General features: G+C 66.5%; 12 protein-coding genes. 1 reads left to right on the forward strand and 11 read right to left on the reverse strand.

What is annotated here, in order from left to right; genetic code table 11:
* Positions 1-260 precede the first annotated feature (260 nt).
* The 7 genes from B447_RS20510 to scpA all read right to left on the reverse strand — a co-directional run bounded on the left by B447_RS20510 (position 261) and on the right by scpA (position 10,412).
* Positions 261-551: a helix-turn-helix domain-containing protein gene (locus B447_RS20510; protein ID WP_002945515.1), complete on the reverse strand. Its 291-nt coding sequence runs from the start codon at positions 549-551 to the stop codon at positions 261-263.
* A gap of 371 nt (positions 552-922) precedes the next feature.
* Positions 923-1,378 carry an REP-associated tyrosine transposase gene (locus B447_RS20515; protein WP_002945517.1) on the reverse strand — a complete coding sequence of 152 codons (456 nt, stop codon included), beginning with the start codon at positions 1,376-1,378 and terminating at the stop codon, positions 923-925.
* 267 nt (positions 1,379-1,645) lie between these two features.
* Complete coding sequence (locus B447_RS20520) at positions 1,646-3,022, reverse strand: KamA family radical SAM protein (RefSeq protein WP_002934479.1); 1,377 nt, start codon at positions 3,020-3,022, stop codon at positions 1,646-1,648.
* A 292-nt stretch (positions 3,023-3,314) separates the two neighbouring features.
* Entirely contained in the window at positions 3,315-5,303 is a 1,989-nt protein-coding gene (gene accC, locus B447_RS20525) for an acetyl-CoA carboxylase biotin carboxylase subunit (protein ID WP_002945519.1), read from the reverse strand.
* A 23-nt stretch (positions 5,304-5,326) separates the two neighbouring features.
* The gene (locus B447_RS20530; protein ID WP_002934186.1) at positions 5,327-6,859 is read right to left on the reverse strand and encodes an acyl-CoA carboxylase subunit beta; all 1,533 of its coding nucleotides are present in this window, start codon (positions 6,857-6,859) and stop codon (positions 5,327-5,329) included.
* 105 nt (positions 6,860-6,964) lie between these two features.
* Complete coding sequence (gene meaB, locus B447_RS20535) at positions 6,965-7,963, reverse strand: methylmalonyl Co-A mutase-associated GTPase MeaB (RefSeq protein WP_037983300.1); 999 nt, start codon at positions 7,961-7,963, stop codon at positions 6,965-6,967.
* A gap of 277 nt (positions 7,964-8,240) precedes the next feature.
* A complete protein-coding gene (scpA, locus tag B447_RS20540) occupies positions 8,241-10,412 on the reverse strand; it encodes a methylmalonyl-CoA mutase (RefSeq protein WP_002934063.1) in 2,172 nt (723 codons plus the stop codon).
* A 584-nt stretch (positions 10,413-10,996) separates the two neighbouring features.
* Between scpA and B447_RS20545 the strand changes: the two genes are divergently transcribed.
* Entirely contained in the window at positions 10,997-11,707 is a 711-nt protein-coding gene (locus B447_RS20545) for a GntR family transcriptional regulator (RefSeq protein WP_051018607.1), read from the forward strand.
* Positions 11,708-11,720: 13 nt separating this feature from the next.
* On the opposite strand, the gene B447_RS20550 is transcribed toward B447_RS20545, so the two are convergent.
* The 4 genes from B447_RS20550 to B447_RS20565 are packed head-to-tail and all read right to left on the reverse strand — an operon-like array spanning position 11,721 to position 14,478.
* A complete protein-coding gene (locus B447_RS20550; protein ID WP_002945527.1) occupies positions 11,721-12,032 on the reverse strand; it encodes a hypothetical protein in 312 nt (103 codons plus the stop codon).
* Positions 12,029-12,706 (reverse strand): helix-turn-helix domain-containing protein, encoded by a 678-nt coding sequence (locus tag B447_RS20555; RefSeq protein ID WP_002945529.1) that lies wholly within the window; start codon positions 12,704-12,706, stop codon positions 12,029-12,031. The genes B447_RS20550 and B447_RS20555 overlap by 4 nt, the downstream gene beginning before the upstream one ends.
* A 10-nt stretch (positions 12,707-12,716) precedes the next feature.
* Entirely contained in the window at positions 12,717-13,130 is a 414-nt protein-coding gene (locus B447_RS20560) for a hypothetical protein (protein WP_002945531.1), read from the reverse strand.
* Between the two features lie 52 nt (positions 13,131-13,182).
* A complete protein-coding gene (locus tag B447_RS20565; protein WP_002945534.1) occupies positions 13,183-14,478 on the reverse strand; it encodes a hemolysin family protein in 1,296 nt (431 codons plus the stop codon).
* Positions 14,479-14,659 lie beyond the last annotated feature (181 nt).

The following is a 14,659-nucleotide window of genomic DNA, read 5'->3' on the forward strand; positions in this document are numbered from 1 at the left end:
GAGGGGTTGAAGGCGATGGGCGTGGGCGGGTGCGACGAAAAGCTCGCGGCTGGCGCCGCTCCTACAGCGGCCGCGGCGCGCCTCCCCCGTGGGAGCGGCGCAAGCCGCGAGGGGTTGAAGGCGATGGGCGTGGGTGGGTGCGACGAAAAGCTCGCGGCTGGCGCCGCTCCTACAGCAGACCGTGGCGCGCCTCCCCCGTGGGAGCGGCGCAAGCCGCGAGGGGTTGAAGGCGACGGGCGTGGGTGGGTGCGAAAAGGCAATCAGCGGTGAAGCACCGATAGCGCGGCGGGGTTGGCTTCGACGATCTTGAGGAGCGCACGCGCGGGACCGGCGGGGCGAACACGGCGCTGCTCCCAGTTCTGCAGCGTTTTGGGTTTGACACCGATGAGATAGGCGAAACGGGTCTGGCTCAGCCCCGTGCGCTCGCGAATGGCCTTGACGTCTGGCTCGGGTAGCTCTCGCGCGACAACGCCGGCGACTGGCTCTCCACGCATGTGGCGCCCCATGTCACGAACGCTTTCCAGCAGTTCTTCAAAGTGCTTGTCATCCATTGCTCACCTCGGTTTCGATTACCTCAGCTAGACGCCTCAGCTGATCCTTGGTCAGATCTCCCACTGACGGGTTCTCGAGCAAGACCTGCTGCAACTCCCGAAGCTGTGCGTCCGAGAACAGTGCCTGCGCGCAGCGACTGAAGATGGGGAGTTCTACGAAGACCATGGCGATTGTACGCTAGAAGCGGAGTTAAGGCGGTAGCACATCAGCTGTTGCAGCGCGCAAGCAGGGAGGGTTGGGGGCGATGGGCGTGGGTGGGTGTGATGAAAGGCTCGCGGCTGGCGCCGCTCCTACAGCGGAGCCAGCCGCGGCGCGTGTCGTCCCGGTGGGAGCGGCGCGAGCCGCGAGGGGTTGAAGGCGGCGGGCTGCGCTAGAGCCACACGGCATCCCAATGGGGGTACATCCGCACGCTGGGGGCCAGGCCTGCGCGCAGGGGATTGGCGACGACGTAGCGTGCGAGGGCGTGGAGATCTTCTTCCTTGCGCAGGGCGTGGTCGTGGAAGCCGGCTGCCCATCGGCGCGTTGCGGGGGTCTGCAGGCTTCGGTTGATCGCGGCCGAAGACCCGGCCTTGAAGGCGCCGACGAGGGCCGAGAGGGTGCCGGCTTCGAGCCGCACGAGCCAGTGCAGGTGATCGGGCATGAGCACCCAGGCGAGTGTGGCGGCGTGGCCGAGTTGGTCGGCGCGGCGCAGGTGGGCGATGGTCAGGCGGGCGAGGTGGAAGTCGTCGAAGAGCCGTGCGCGGCGGTAGGTGACGGTGGTGATGAGGAAGACGCGGCCGGGTTCGGAGACGCGGCCGCGGCGCAGGTCGATGGAGTGTGGAGGCATCGGCGATGCGGGCCCGGTTCAATTGAATGTCATTGAGCGGGGGATATTAGCGCGGCGCGGGATTATGCGATTGGGTTTTTTGGGGAAAGGCTCGCGGCTGGCGCCGCTCCTACAGCGGGGCGGACCGCCGTGGGGGGGCTCCGGTGGGAGCGGCGCGAGCCGCGAGGGGTTGGGTGGGTGGGTGCGATGAAAGGCTCGCGGCTGGCGCCGCTCCTACAGTGGCGCTGCTCCTACAGTGGCGCCAGCGGGCAGCGGCGCCGGCGCGCGTCAGGTGGCGAGCTTTTGGGCGCGGATGGACTGGTATTCGTCTTGCCAGAACCATTTCTCTTCTCCGAAGGCGGGGACGAGCTGGTCGAGCCAGGTGGCTTTGTCGTCGTACTTGGCGAAGAAGGGGCGCTGGACCCAGTCGGGGTTGCGGCCCTGGATGAAGCGCAGCACGAAGACCTTTTCGCCGGCGATCTCGGTGACGCCCTGGATTTCGACCTTGCCGGGGCTGGCGCTCATGCTGGGGCCGCGGGCGGTGCGGGCGAGGCCGGAGACTTGCTGGATGGCTTGCTGGTAGATCTCCCAGGCGCGCACGAGGGGGACTTCGAAGTAGTTGCGGGCGCCGGTGTCGCGTTCGACGAACATGTAGTAGGGGACGATGCCGAGCTTGACTTCCATCTTCCACAGCTTGGCCCATACGGCGGGGTCGTCGTTGATGTGGGCGATGAGCGGGCCCTGGGCGCGGATGACGACGCCGGTGGCGCGCACGCGGCGGATGGCGGCCTGGGCGGCGTCGGTGTCGAGTTCCTTCCAGTGGTTGTAGTGCGCCATGAGGGCGACGTGCTTGCCGGATTCGACGAGCTGGGCGAGCAGGCGCATGAGGTCGTCGGCGTCGTCGGCGCCGAGGAAGCGGTGCGGCCAGAAGGTGAGCGCCTTGGAGCCGATGCGGATGGTCTGGATGTGGTCGAACTCGGGCTGCAGGAGGGGTTCGAGGTAGTCGCGCAGGTGGCGCGTCTTCATGACCATGGGGTCGCCGCCGGTGACGAGCAGGTCGGTGACTTCGGTGTGCTGGCGCAGGTAGGCGTGCAGCGCGCTGGCTTCGGACGATGCGATGCGCAGGTCCTTGTCGCCGACGAACTGCGCCCAGCGGAAGCAGAAGGTGCAGTAGGCGTGACAGGTCTGGCCCTGGCTGGGGAAGAAGAGGACGGTTTCGCGGTATTTGTGCTGCATGCCGTCGAGGCGGTGGCCTTCGTCGTCGACCGGCATGTTCATCTGCATCTGGTCGGCGGGGTGCGGGTTGAGGGCGTGGCGGACTTCGTCGATGGCGCGTTCGAGTTCGTCCTTGGGGGCTTCGGCACGCAGCAAGGCGGCGATGCGGTCGTAGTGCTCGGGGGCGAGCATGCCGCGCTGCGGGAAGGTGAGCTGGAAGATGGGGTCGTCGGGGACCTGGCGCCAGTCGATGAGCTCGTCGATGACGTATTGGTTGACGCGGAACGGCAGCACCGAGGAGACGACCTTCATTTCGAAGCGCTGTTCGGGCGACAGGCGGGCCAGCGGGGCGATGCGGTCGAGGTCGCGCTGGGTGTAGACCTTGAAGGGCACGGGGTCGAACAGGCTGGCGCCGTCGAGGGGCTTGAGGGCGTGGACTTGCGCGTTCATGTGTTGTCCTCCAGTTGTGTCGGGGGCGGTCCCCGTTTTTTTACGGCTGGCAATGCTACGGCGCAAAGTGAATTGGCGCAAATGTGACTGGAGGACGGGGGGATTGGTTCCGTGGGGAAAGGGGCGCGGCGCTTGGTCTTGCTGTGGGAGCGGCGCGAGCCGCGAGGGGTTGGGAGGCGTGGCGAGGCAGGCGAAAAAAAAGGGCCTGCTTGCGCAGGCCCTCGCCGACAGGCACCCGGGCGCGTGGCCCGGGTCTCCCTCCCCATCGATCAAAACGGTTGTGTGGCGGTGCTCACTCGAATTCGATGATGACTTCGTCGACCGAGAGGCTGGCGCCGGGCTTGGCGACGATCTTCTTGACCTTGCCGTCCTGCTCGGCCTTGAGCACGTTTTCCATCTTCATGGCTTCGATGATGGCGAGCTTTTCGCCGGCCTTGACCTCCTGGCCTTCGGCCACGGCGACTTCGCGCAGCAGGCCGGGCATGGGCGAGAGCAGGAACTTGGAGAGGTCGGGCGGCAGCTTCTCGGGCATCAGCGACAGCAGGTGGGCGGCGCGCACGGTCATGACCATGGGCTCGACCTGCAGGCCGAAGTGGGCGATGCGGTAGCGCAGGCCGCGGCGTTCGATCTGCAGGCAGATCGGGGCGCCGTTGACGGTGCCGGTGAGCAGCAGGTCGCCGAACTTCCAGTCGGAGACGATGTTGTAGGTGCGGCCTTCGTGGGTGACGGCGAGGCCACCTTCGATGGGCTGCGTCTGCACCGGGTACTGCTTGCCGGCCATGACGACGACCCAGTTGGCGGCGACCTTGCGGCCGTGGCCGGCGAGCTGGCCTTCGATCTGCACGGCGCGCTCGATGTAGCGGCTGCGGGCGAAGGTGGCGACGGCGGCGAGCAGTGCGGGGTCGTCGTGCGGGACCATGGAGGCGTCGAAGCCCTGCGGGTACTCCTCGGCGATGAAGCCGGTGTTGAAGTTGCCCGAGCAGAAGCGCGGGTGCTGCAGCAGCGCGGCCTGGAAGGGGATGTTGGAGCTGATGCCGCGGATGACGAAGGCGTTGAGGGCGTCGCGCATGCGCTCGATGGCGTCCTGGCGGTCCTTGCCGTGCACGATGAGCTTGGCGATCATCGAGTCGTAGTACATGGAGATTTCGCCGCCTTCGTACACGCCGGTGTCGACGCGCACGCCGTTGCCTTCGGCCGGGGCCTGGAACTTGACTAGGCGGCCGGTGGAGGGCAGGAAGCCGCGGAAGGGGTCTTCGGCGTTGATGCGGCATTCCATCGACCAGCCGTTGATGCCGACGTCGGCCTGGGCGAGCGGGAGCTTTTCGCCGTAGGCGACGCGGATCATCTGCTCGACGAGGTCCAGCCCGGTGATGAGCTCGGTGACCGGGTGCTCGACCTGCAGGCGGGTGTTCATCTCGAGGAAGTAGAACTCCTTGGTGGCGCCGGAGACGACGAACTCGACCGTGCCGGCCGATTCGTAGTTCACCGCGCGCGCCAGGGCGACGGCCTGCTCGCCCATGGCACGGCGCATCTCGGGGTCGACGAAGGGGCTGGGGGCTTCTTCGATGACCTTCTGGTGGCGGCGCTGGATGGAGCAGTCGCGCTCGTTGAGGTACACGTAGTTGCCATGCGAGTCGCCGAGCACCTGGATTTCGATGTGGCGGGGCTCGAGGACGTACTTTTCGATGAAGACGCGGTCGTCGCCGAAGGCGTTGCGGGCTTCGTTGACGCAGGAGGCGAAGCCTTCGTGCGCTTCCTTGTCGTTGAAGGCGACACGCAGGCCCTTGCCGCCACCGCCGGCGGAGGCCTTGATCATGACCGGGTAGCCGATCTTCCTGGCGATCTCGACGGCTTCGTCGGGGCCGGCAATGGCGTCGTTGTAGCCGGGGATGGTGTTGACGCCGGCTTCGATGGCGAGCTTCTTGGACTCGATCTTGTCGCCCATCTTGGCGACCGAGTAGTGCTTCGGGCCGATGAACTTGATGCCTTCTTCTTCCAGGCGGCGCGAGAACTCGGCGTTCTCGGACAGGAAGCCGTAGCCCGGGTGGACGGCCTCGGCGCCGGTCTGCTTGCAGGCGGCGATGATCTTGTCGATGACGAGATAGGATTCCTTGGATGGCGCCGGGCCGATGCAGACGGCTTCGTCGGCCATTTCGACGAAGAGGGCGTCCTTGTCGGCCTCGGAGTGCACGGCGACGGTGGCGATGCCCATCTTGCGGGCGGTCTTGATGACGCGGCAGGCGATTTCACCGCGGTTGGCAATCAGGATCTTCTTGAACATTTAACGTATTCCTCGTGCGCGGATCAGAGCGGGATGTTGCCGTGCTTGCGCCACGGGTTCTCGAGCTGCTTGTCCTTGAGCATCGACAGCGAGCGGCAGATGCGCTTGCGGGTTTCGTGCGGCATGATCACGTCGTCGATGAAGCCGCGCGCGCCGGCCACGAAGGGGTTGGCGAAGCGCTGCTTGTACATGGCTTCGCGCTCGGCGATCTTCTCGGGGTCGTTCTTTTCTTCGCGGAAGATGATCTCGACCGCGCCCTTGGGGCCCATGACGGCGATTTCGGCGCTGGGCCAGGCGAAGTTGACGTCGCCGCGCAGGTGCTTGGACGACATGACGTCGTAGGCGCCGCCGTAGGCCTTGCGGGTGATGAGGGTGACCTTGGGCACGGTGCATTCGGCGTAGGCGTAGAGCAGCTTGGCGCCGTGCTTGATGATGCCGCCGTATTCCTGCGCGGTGCCGGGCATGAAGCCGGGGACATCGACCAGGGTGACGACCGGGATGTTGAAGGCGTCGCAGAAGCGGACGAAGCGCGCGGCCTTGATCGAGCTCTTGATGTCGAGGCAGCCGGCGAGCACCAGCGGCTGGTTGGCGACGATGCCGACCGGGGCGCCTTCCATGCGCGCGAAGCCGATGATGATGTTCTTGGCGTAGTCGGGCTGGAGCTCGAAGAAGTCGCCGTCGTCGACCATCTTGACGATCAGCTCCTTCATGTCATAAGGCTGGTTGGCGTTGCTCGGCACGAGGGTGTCGAGCGAGTAGTCGAGGCGGTCGGCGGGGTCGACCGAGGGCACGACCGGCGGCTTGTCGCGGTTGCTGCCGGGGATGTAGCCGACCAGGCGGCGGGTCATCATGAGCGCTTCGACGTCGTTCTCGAAGGCGAGGTCGGCCACGCCGGACTTGCTGGTGTGGGTGACGGCGCCACCGAGCTCTTCGGCGGTGACTTCTTCGTGGGTAACGGTCTTCACGACTTCGGGACCGGTCACGAACATGTAGGACGAGTCCTTGACCATGAAGATGAAGTCGGTCATCGACGGCGAGTACACCGCACCGCCTGCGCAGGGGCCCATGATGAGCGAGATCTGCGGCACGACGCCGGAGGCGAGCACGTTGCGCTGGAACACGTCGGCGTAGCCGCCGAGCGAGTCGACGCCTTCCTGGATGCGGGCGCCGCCCGAGTCGTTGAGGCCGATGACCGGGGCGCCGACCTTCATGGCGTGGTCCATGACCTTGCAGATCTTTTCTGCGTGGGTTTCGGACAGCGAGCCGCCGAAGACGGTGAAGTCCTGCGAGAACACGAACACGAGGCGGCCGTTGACGGTGCCGTAGCCGGTGACGACGCCGTCGCCCGGGATGTGGTCGGCGTTCATGCCGAACTCGGCGCAGCGGTGCTCCTTGAACATGTCCCACTCTTCGAAGCTGTCGTCGTCGAGCAGCAGCAGGATGCGTTCGCGGGCGGTCAGCTTGCCCTTGGCGTGCTGGGCGTCGATGCGCTTCTGGCCACCGCCGAGGCGGGCCTTCTCGCGCTTTTCCTCCAGCTGGCGAATGATTTCTTGCATTGATGACCTCCTGTCAGATCTCTGTGTTGCGTCGTGCCGGCCGGGAAAGCCGGTGGGTGTGTGTCAGGCTTGGGACTGAATACGTGTAACGGCAGACTTGCGGTTTCAGCTTTGCAGATGGCCGAGCAGGCGCAGCGCGGCGAGCGAGGGGGTGGTACCGCCCTCTTCCACCGCGCGCGCCAGCGCGGGCAGTTCTTCCTTGACCCGGGGGTGGCTGCGGAAACGGCTGCGCAGCCCGGAGTCGATCATTTCCCACATCCAGGCCAGGGCCTGGTGGCGGCGCTTGGCGTCGAGCTCGCCGGTGGCGGTGAGCGCCTTGCGGTAGTCCATCACCGTGGTCCAGAACTCGGCCACGCCTTCCTTGCGCAGCGCCGACAGGGTGAGCACCGGTACCGTCCAGTTGGGGCTGGCCGGGCGCAGCATGTGCAGCGCGGTCTTGATCTGCGACTTGGCGCGCATGGCGGCGGCGGGGTCGATGTCGGCCTTGTTGATGACGATCAGGTCGGCGATCTCCATGATGCCTTTCTTGATCGCCTGCAGGTCGTCGCCCGCGTTGGGCAGCTGCAGCAGGCAGAAGATGTCGGTCATGCCGGCGACGGCGGTTTCGGACTGGCCGACGCCGACGGTCTCGACAATGATGACGTCGAAGCCGGCGGCTTCGCAGACCAGCATGGTCTCGCGCGTTTTCTCGGCCACGCCGCCCAGGCTGCAGGCCGAGGGGCTGGGGCGGATGAAGGCGGCGGTGTTCTGGCTGAGCAGCTCCATGCGCGTCTTGTCGCCGAGGATGGAGCCGCCGGTGACCGAGGACGAGGGGTCGACCGCCAGCACGGCGACACGCAGCCCCTGCTCGATGAGGTAGAGGCCGAGCGCTTCGATGAAGGTGGATTTGCCCACGCCCGGCACGCCCGAAATGCCCACCCGCATCGCCCCGCCGGTGCTCGGCAGCAGGGCCTCGAGCACGTGGCGGGCCCGCTCCTTGTGGTCCTCGCGCTGGGATTCGATGAGCGTGATGGTCTTGGCGAGCGGCCGCAGCTGCCCCGCCATAACGCCGTCGACGAGGGCTTGGTCCGTGGGATCGAGGGGGTGGGACGTGGGCGAAAGCATGGTCGGTGGGGTGGTCGTGGCCTTTGCGGTGCGGGTGTGGCGGTTTTTTGGGGAAAAGCTCGCGGCTGGCGCCGCTCCTACAGTGTGCCGATACGCCCGGCGGTGCTGCTGTGGGAGCGGCGCGAGCCGCGAGGTTTTGGGCGATGTCGCCTTCGACCCCTCGCGGCTTGCGCCGCTCCTACAGTGTGCCGATACGCCCGGCGGTGCTGCTGTGGGAGCGGCGCGAGCCGCGAGCTTTTTTCAGTTGCTCCGGCGGTAACGCCGCTGCTGTTCGCCCTTATGCCTTGCGCGCTGCGCGGATCTGCTTGAGCACTTCGCGCGCGGCGGTGGGGATGGGGGTGCCGGGGCCGAAGATGCCCTTGGCGCCGGCGGCGTAGAGCGCGTCGTAATCCTGCGCGGGGATGACGCCGCCGACAAAGGTGATGATGTCGTCGGCGCCGAGGCGCTTGAGCTCGTTGACGATCTGCGGCACGAGCGTCTTGTGGCCAGCGGCGAGGCTGGAGCAGCCGACGGCGTGGACGTCGTTCTCGACCGCGTGGCGGGCGGCTTCTTCCGGGGTCTGGAAGAGCGGGCCGATGTCGATGTCGAAGCCGAGGTCGGCGAAGGCCGAGGCGACGACCTTGGCACCGCGGTCGTGGCCGTCCTGGCCGAGCTTGGCGATCATGACGCGCGGGCGGCGGCCTTCTTCGGCGATGAAGGCTTCGATGTCGGCCTTGAGGGCCTTCCAGTCTTCCTGTTCTTCCACGACGGCTCCATAGACGCCGGACACGGCTTGCGGGTTGGCGCGGTAGCGGCCGAAGACCTTTTCGAGCGCGTCGGACACTTCGCCGACGGTGGCGCGCAGGCGGATGGCCTTGACGGTGAGGTCGAGCAGGTTGCCGTCGCCGGTTTCGGCGCACTTGGTGAGGGCGTCGAGCGCGGCCTGCACGGCGGCGGTGTCGCGGTTGGCGCGCACCTGGGCGAGGCGGGCGATCTGCGACTCGCGCACGGCGTGGTTGTCGATGTCGAGGATCTCGATCGGGTCTTCCTTGGCAAGCTTGTACTTGTTGACGCCGACGATGACGTCCTTGCCGGAGTCGATGCGGGCCTGCTTGTCGGCGGCGCATTCCTCGACCTTCATCTTGGCCCAGCCGGATTCGACGGCCTTGGTCATGCCGCCCATGGACTCGATCTCTTCGATCAGCGCCCAGGCCTTGTCGGCCATGTCCTGGGTGAGCTTTTCCATCATGTAGGAGCCGGCCCAGGGGTCGACGACGTTACAGATGTGGGTCTCTTCCTGGATGATGATCTGGGTGTTGCGCGCGATGCGGGCGGAGAACTCGGTGGGCAGGGCGATGGCTTCGTCGAGCGCGTTGGTGTGCAGCGACTGGGTGCCGCCGAACACCGCGGCCATGGCCTCGATGGTGGTGCGCACGACGTTGTTGTACGGGTCCTGCTCGGTGAGCGACCAGCCGGAGGTCTGCGAGTGGGTGCGCAGCATCATCGACTTGGGGCTCTTGGGGTTGAACTGCTTCATGATGCGCCACCACAGCAGACGCGCGGCGCGCATCTTGGCGATCTCGAGGTAGAAGTTCATGCCCACTGCCCAGAAGAAGGACAGGCGGCCGGCGAAGGTGTCGACGTCCATGCCGCTGGCGATGCCGGTGCGTACGTACTCGAGGCCGTCGGCCAGGGTGAAGGCGAGCTCGATGGCCTGGTTGGCGCCCGCTTCCTGGATGTGGTAGCCCGAGATCGAGATGCTGTTGAACTTGGGCATGTTGGCCGACGTGTACTGGAAGATGTCGGCGATGATCTTCATCGACGGCGTCGGCGGGTAGATGTAGGTGTTGCGGACCATGAACTCCTTGAGGATGTCGTTCTGGATGGTCCCGGAGAGCTTGTCCTGCGACACGCCCTGCTCTTCGGCGGCGATGATGTAGCCGGCGAGGATGGGGAGCACGGCGCCGTTCATGGTCATGGAGACGGAGATCTTGTCGAGCGGAATGCCGTCGAACAGGATCTTCATGTCTTCGACCGAGTCGATGGCCACACCGGCCTTGCCGACGTCGCCGGTGACGCGCGGGTGGTCGGAATCGTAGCCGCGGTGGGTGGCGAGGTCGAAGGCGACCGACACGCCCTGGCCGCCGGCAGCGAGCGCCTTGCGGTAGAAGGCGTTGGAGGCTTCGGCGGTGGAGAAGCCCGCGTACTGGCGGATGGTCCACGGCTTGACGGCGTACATGGTGGGCTGCGGGCCGCGCAGGAAGGGTTCGAAGCCGGGCAGCGTGTCGGCGTGCTTGAGGTCGGCGGTGTCGGCCTTGGTGTACAGCGGCTTGACGACCAGCCCTTCGGGCGTGACCCAGTTGAGCTTGGTGACGTCGCCGCCCGGGGCGTGTTTGGCGGCGGCCTTGTTCCAGGCCTCGATGTCGGCCTGGTTGTAGGTGGGCTCGTTGGACTGGTTGCTTTGCGACATGGGAAACCTCTCTGCTTCGGCAGCTCGCGGAGCTGCTGGACGATATCGGATCAGACACAACCCGCGCCGCGACAAGTGCGGCACGTAGGCGACGAACCGGCCACCCGCAGCCCTGCTGCGGGCGGCCGTCGACGCTTCTGGCGCAACGCGGCCCCCCTTTTGTCACCAGACTTTGGCCTGGCGCCTCCCTGCCGCGTCGCACACGGGAAGTTGACTTGTTCTACCAGCGGAATAATACTTTATCCATAATTATGAACGCAATGGCCTCTCTAGCCGACGCACGAACAGCTCGCGGCTGGTCTCGTAGGCGCGGCGCAAGTCGCGAGGGGTTGAAGGCGTTGAGGCCGGATAACCGCCGGAAAGGCTCGCGGCTGGCGCCGCTCCTACGGGGGGCGCGGCGCTTGGTGTTGCGGTAGGAGCGGCGCGAGCCGCGAGGTTTTGGGGGCGGCTGCGATGGGCGGGGTCGGACCAGCGCAATTCGCTCGCGGCCGGCGCTGGTCCTACGGCAAAATCCACTGCGGCGCTATTGCCCTGTGGGCGCGCCGGCCTTTGCATCTGAGAAGTCGGAGACCGCACAAAGCAACATGAACGCTTCGAGAATCGCGCCCATGGCGCTGTACCAGGAAGTCGCCGAGCGCCTTCGGCAGCGCATCTATTCGCACGAGCTGGCGCCGGGCACCTGGGTGGACGAGCAGGCGCTGGCCGAACACTACGGCATCTCGCGCACACCGCTGCGCGAGGCGCTGAAGGTGCTCGCCTCCGAAGGGCTGGTGACGCTCAAGCCGCGCCGCGGCTGTTACGTGACCGAGATCTCCGAGCGTGACCTGGACGAGGTGTTCAGCGTGATGTCGATGCTCGAGGGCGAGTGCGCACGGGCCTCGGCCATGCGCGCCACCGACGGCGACCTGACGCGCCTGCGCGCGATCCACGCCGACCTGGAGAAGGCGGCGGCGGCGGACGACATCGACGGCTTCTTCGAGGCCAACCAGAACTTCCACCGCAGCCTGCAGGAGATCGCCGACAACCGCTGGTTGCTGCACGTGATCGAAGACCTGCGCAAGGTGATCAAGCTGTCGCGCCACCATTCGCTGTTCTCGGACGGGCGGCTGGAGCAGTCGCTGGAAGAGCACCGCGACATCCTCGGCGCCCTCCTCGCCCGCGACGGCGAGCGCGCCGAGCAGCTCATGCGCCACCACATCCGCAGCGGCCGCGCCGCGCTGGCCCGCATCGCCGTGGCCAAGGCCGACGACGCTCCGCTTGCCGCGCCGGAGACCGAGGCGCAGGCAGAGGCCTGAGCGGCCGTCGGGTTCAGCCTGCGGCCAGGGCGACCGCCGCCGCAAGGTAGAGCTTGATGGCCGACGCGGCCGCAAACAGCCCGATTGCCCAGATGAGCATGCGCTGGTCGCGGCGCGACCATTCGGGGATCTTTGCGCGCTCGAGCTGCGGCTTGAGCTCGCGGGCGATGCTGCGCGTCAGCTTGGTACGCGGCGCTGCAAGCTGGTCCTGCGCGGTCTTGATGGCGCGAAGGTGCCGGTTGAGCGCGATGACCGGGGCGATGAGCAGTAGCCCGCTGAGGACGCTGAGAAGCTCGGCGATGGCGCCGGCAAGCGCGACCGTCATTTCTTGAGCGTTGCCGGCCTTGCACTGCTGCGCGCCAGCGTCGCCCGGCGCCGGCGCTTGGCGAAGGCTGCGCGCCACTCTCGATCGAGCGCTGCCTTGAAGACGGCGTCTTCGAGTACGCCTGCGAGGGCGTTCCTGAGCGCGCCCGGGGCAAGGTCCTGCGGCGCGTCGTCCGGCACTTCCTCGATCCAGGGCGGAAGGCCTGTGCGGGCACCCGCGCTCGCATCCAGCCGCTGCCCCTGCGGAGCCAGTTCGACCCAGGGCGGGGCTTCGCCCCCCTGCGCTACCTGACCCGACGCCTGCTCGATCGGCACGATGCTGAACTCCAGGCGATGCCCCAGTTCGGCGAGGATGCGCTCCATCGTGAGCACGCTGATGCCACGCTTGCCCCAGACGCCGTTCTCGATTCTGCTGAGGTCGGCCTGGTCGATGCCGGTGCGCTCGGACAGCGCCTTTTGCGTCATGCCATGCGCTTCGCGCAAGGTCCGCAGGGCGCGACCGAACGCGAGGTAGCGCTGCGCAGCCTGGTAGCCGGCCTGAAACTCGGGGGCATCGCCGGCGGCCTCGGCAAGCGCCGCGGTGAGGTCATTCGCGCCGCCCTTGCGTGCGGCGGCAACGCGGAGGGTTCGGCCGCCGGTGCGCGTTACCGAATACCTCGTGTCACTCTCGCTCATTCTTCACCCTTCATAGATCCACGCTGCGCGCCCGCGCCAGCCTGAGTGCAGCGTCCACGGCACGGGTCTTGTCGCCATGACCCGCGGCTCCAGGCAAGCCAAAACCCGTCATGGCCATGAACACGGGGCGGCCGAAGTCTGCCTGGCACAGCGCTGCCACCAGCCCGCACGCTTCGCTACCCCAGAAAACCCGGTAAAAAACGGTGACGGCTCCGGCCCGGTGCTGTTCGTCGAAGACGCTTTCGATGCCGTAGCTCGCGCCGAGGTAGGGGGCGTTCGGAAACTGCACACCGTCGCAGAGGCTGTCGAACACGGCCGCAAACTGCGACAGCGCGAGCAGGTGGGGGCCGGGACCCAGCCGTGCGATGGCAAGCGCCTCTCTCCTGGCTCGCGGGTGGTGCAGGTCCGTACTGGCGAGCTTCACACGCCCTGCCCCATTATGGTCTTTTTCCCATGAATGACAAGGGCGCCTCGACTCATGGCTCGCTCGTCTCGCTGCGTGTGACCAGCACCTGATCGATGCGGTAGTTGTCGATGTCGACGACCTCGAACTTGTAACCGGCATAGACCACGAAGTCGGTGCACTTGGGGACCTTGCGCAGGCGGTACATGATGAAGCCGGCGACCGTTTCGTAGTTCTGGAAGCCCTCGAAGACTTCGATGTCGAGCGCCTGCATGACGTCTTCGATCGGGGTGACGCCGTCGATGAGCCAGGAGTTGTCATCGCGGCGGACGATGAGCTCTTCCTGGAAGGCGCTGACGAGGTCGCCCATGACCGTGTTCATGACGTCCTGCAAGGACAGCAGCCCCACGACCAGGGCGTATTCGTTGAGTACGAGCGCGAAGTCCTCCTTGGCGTCGCGAAAGCGCTCGAGGGCTTCGAACAGGCTGAGCGTGTCGGGCAGCATGAGGACCTTGCGCACGATGGGCTGGGTGCGCAGCGAGAGGTCCTGGCCATTGACGATGCGCGGCAGGATGTCCTTGGCGTCGACATAGCCGATGACGCTGTCGATGCCGTCCTCGCACACCGGGAACTTGCCGTGCGGGTGCGCGGAGATCTTGCGCCGGATGCTCTCTTCGGATTCGCTGAGGGTGAGAAAGACGATGCTCTCGCGCGAGGTCATGGCCGAGGGCACGATGCGCGAGTCGAGCTCGAAGACGTTGCTGATGAGGTGCTGCTCCTGGCGCAGCAGCGCGCCGGCCTGGGCGCCGGCATCGGCCATGGCGACGATGTCGTCGGCGGTAATGTCTTCGGTGCGCTTGCTCGGCACCTTGAACCAGCGGAACAGGATGTTGGCGAGCCCGTTGAACACCCACACCAGGGGCGCAAAAACCCAGATGCAGGCCTGCATGGGCCGCACCAGGCCGACCGCGATGCGCTCGGGCTCGACCATGGCCAGGCGCTTGGGCATGAGGTCGGCGAACAGCACGAACAACGAGGTGACGAAGACGAAGGACACCACGAAGCTGAGGGTGTGAAGCCGCGGCCCGTCGTACACCAGGCCGATGGCAGCGGCGACATGGGGCGACAGGGCCTGCTCGCCGACGATACCGCCGAGGATGGCGACGGCATTGAGGCCGATCTGCACGACGGTGAAGAAGTTGCCTGGGTTGTCCTGCAGCGCGAGTACGCGCTGGGCATTGACGTGGCCACCTTCGGCCATGAGGCGGAGCTTGATCTTGCGCGAAGCGGCGAGCGAGATCTCGGACATCGAGAAGAAAGCACTCGCGATGATGAGCAAAAAGATGATGAACAGATCGTTGGACAGCACGACGACTCCTTTGGGAGATGACTCTCGGTCAAGAGGCCCCGCCGGAAGGCAAAACCAGGTTGGGTAGGTCGTGAAGTCTATCACCAGCAGCCCACGCCCCCCTGTAGGAGCGGCGCGAGCCGCGAGGGGTTGAAGGCGATGGGCGTTGGGGGGTGCGATGAAAGGCTCGCGGCTGGCGCCG

The organism is Thauera sp. 27, assembly GCF_000310125.2.
Lineage (GTDB): Bacteria > Pseudomonadota > Gammaproteobacteria > Burkholderiales > Rhodocyclaceae > Thauera > Thauera mechernichensis.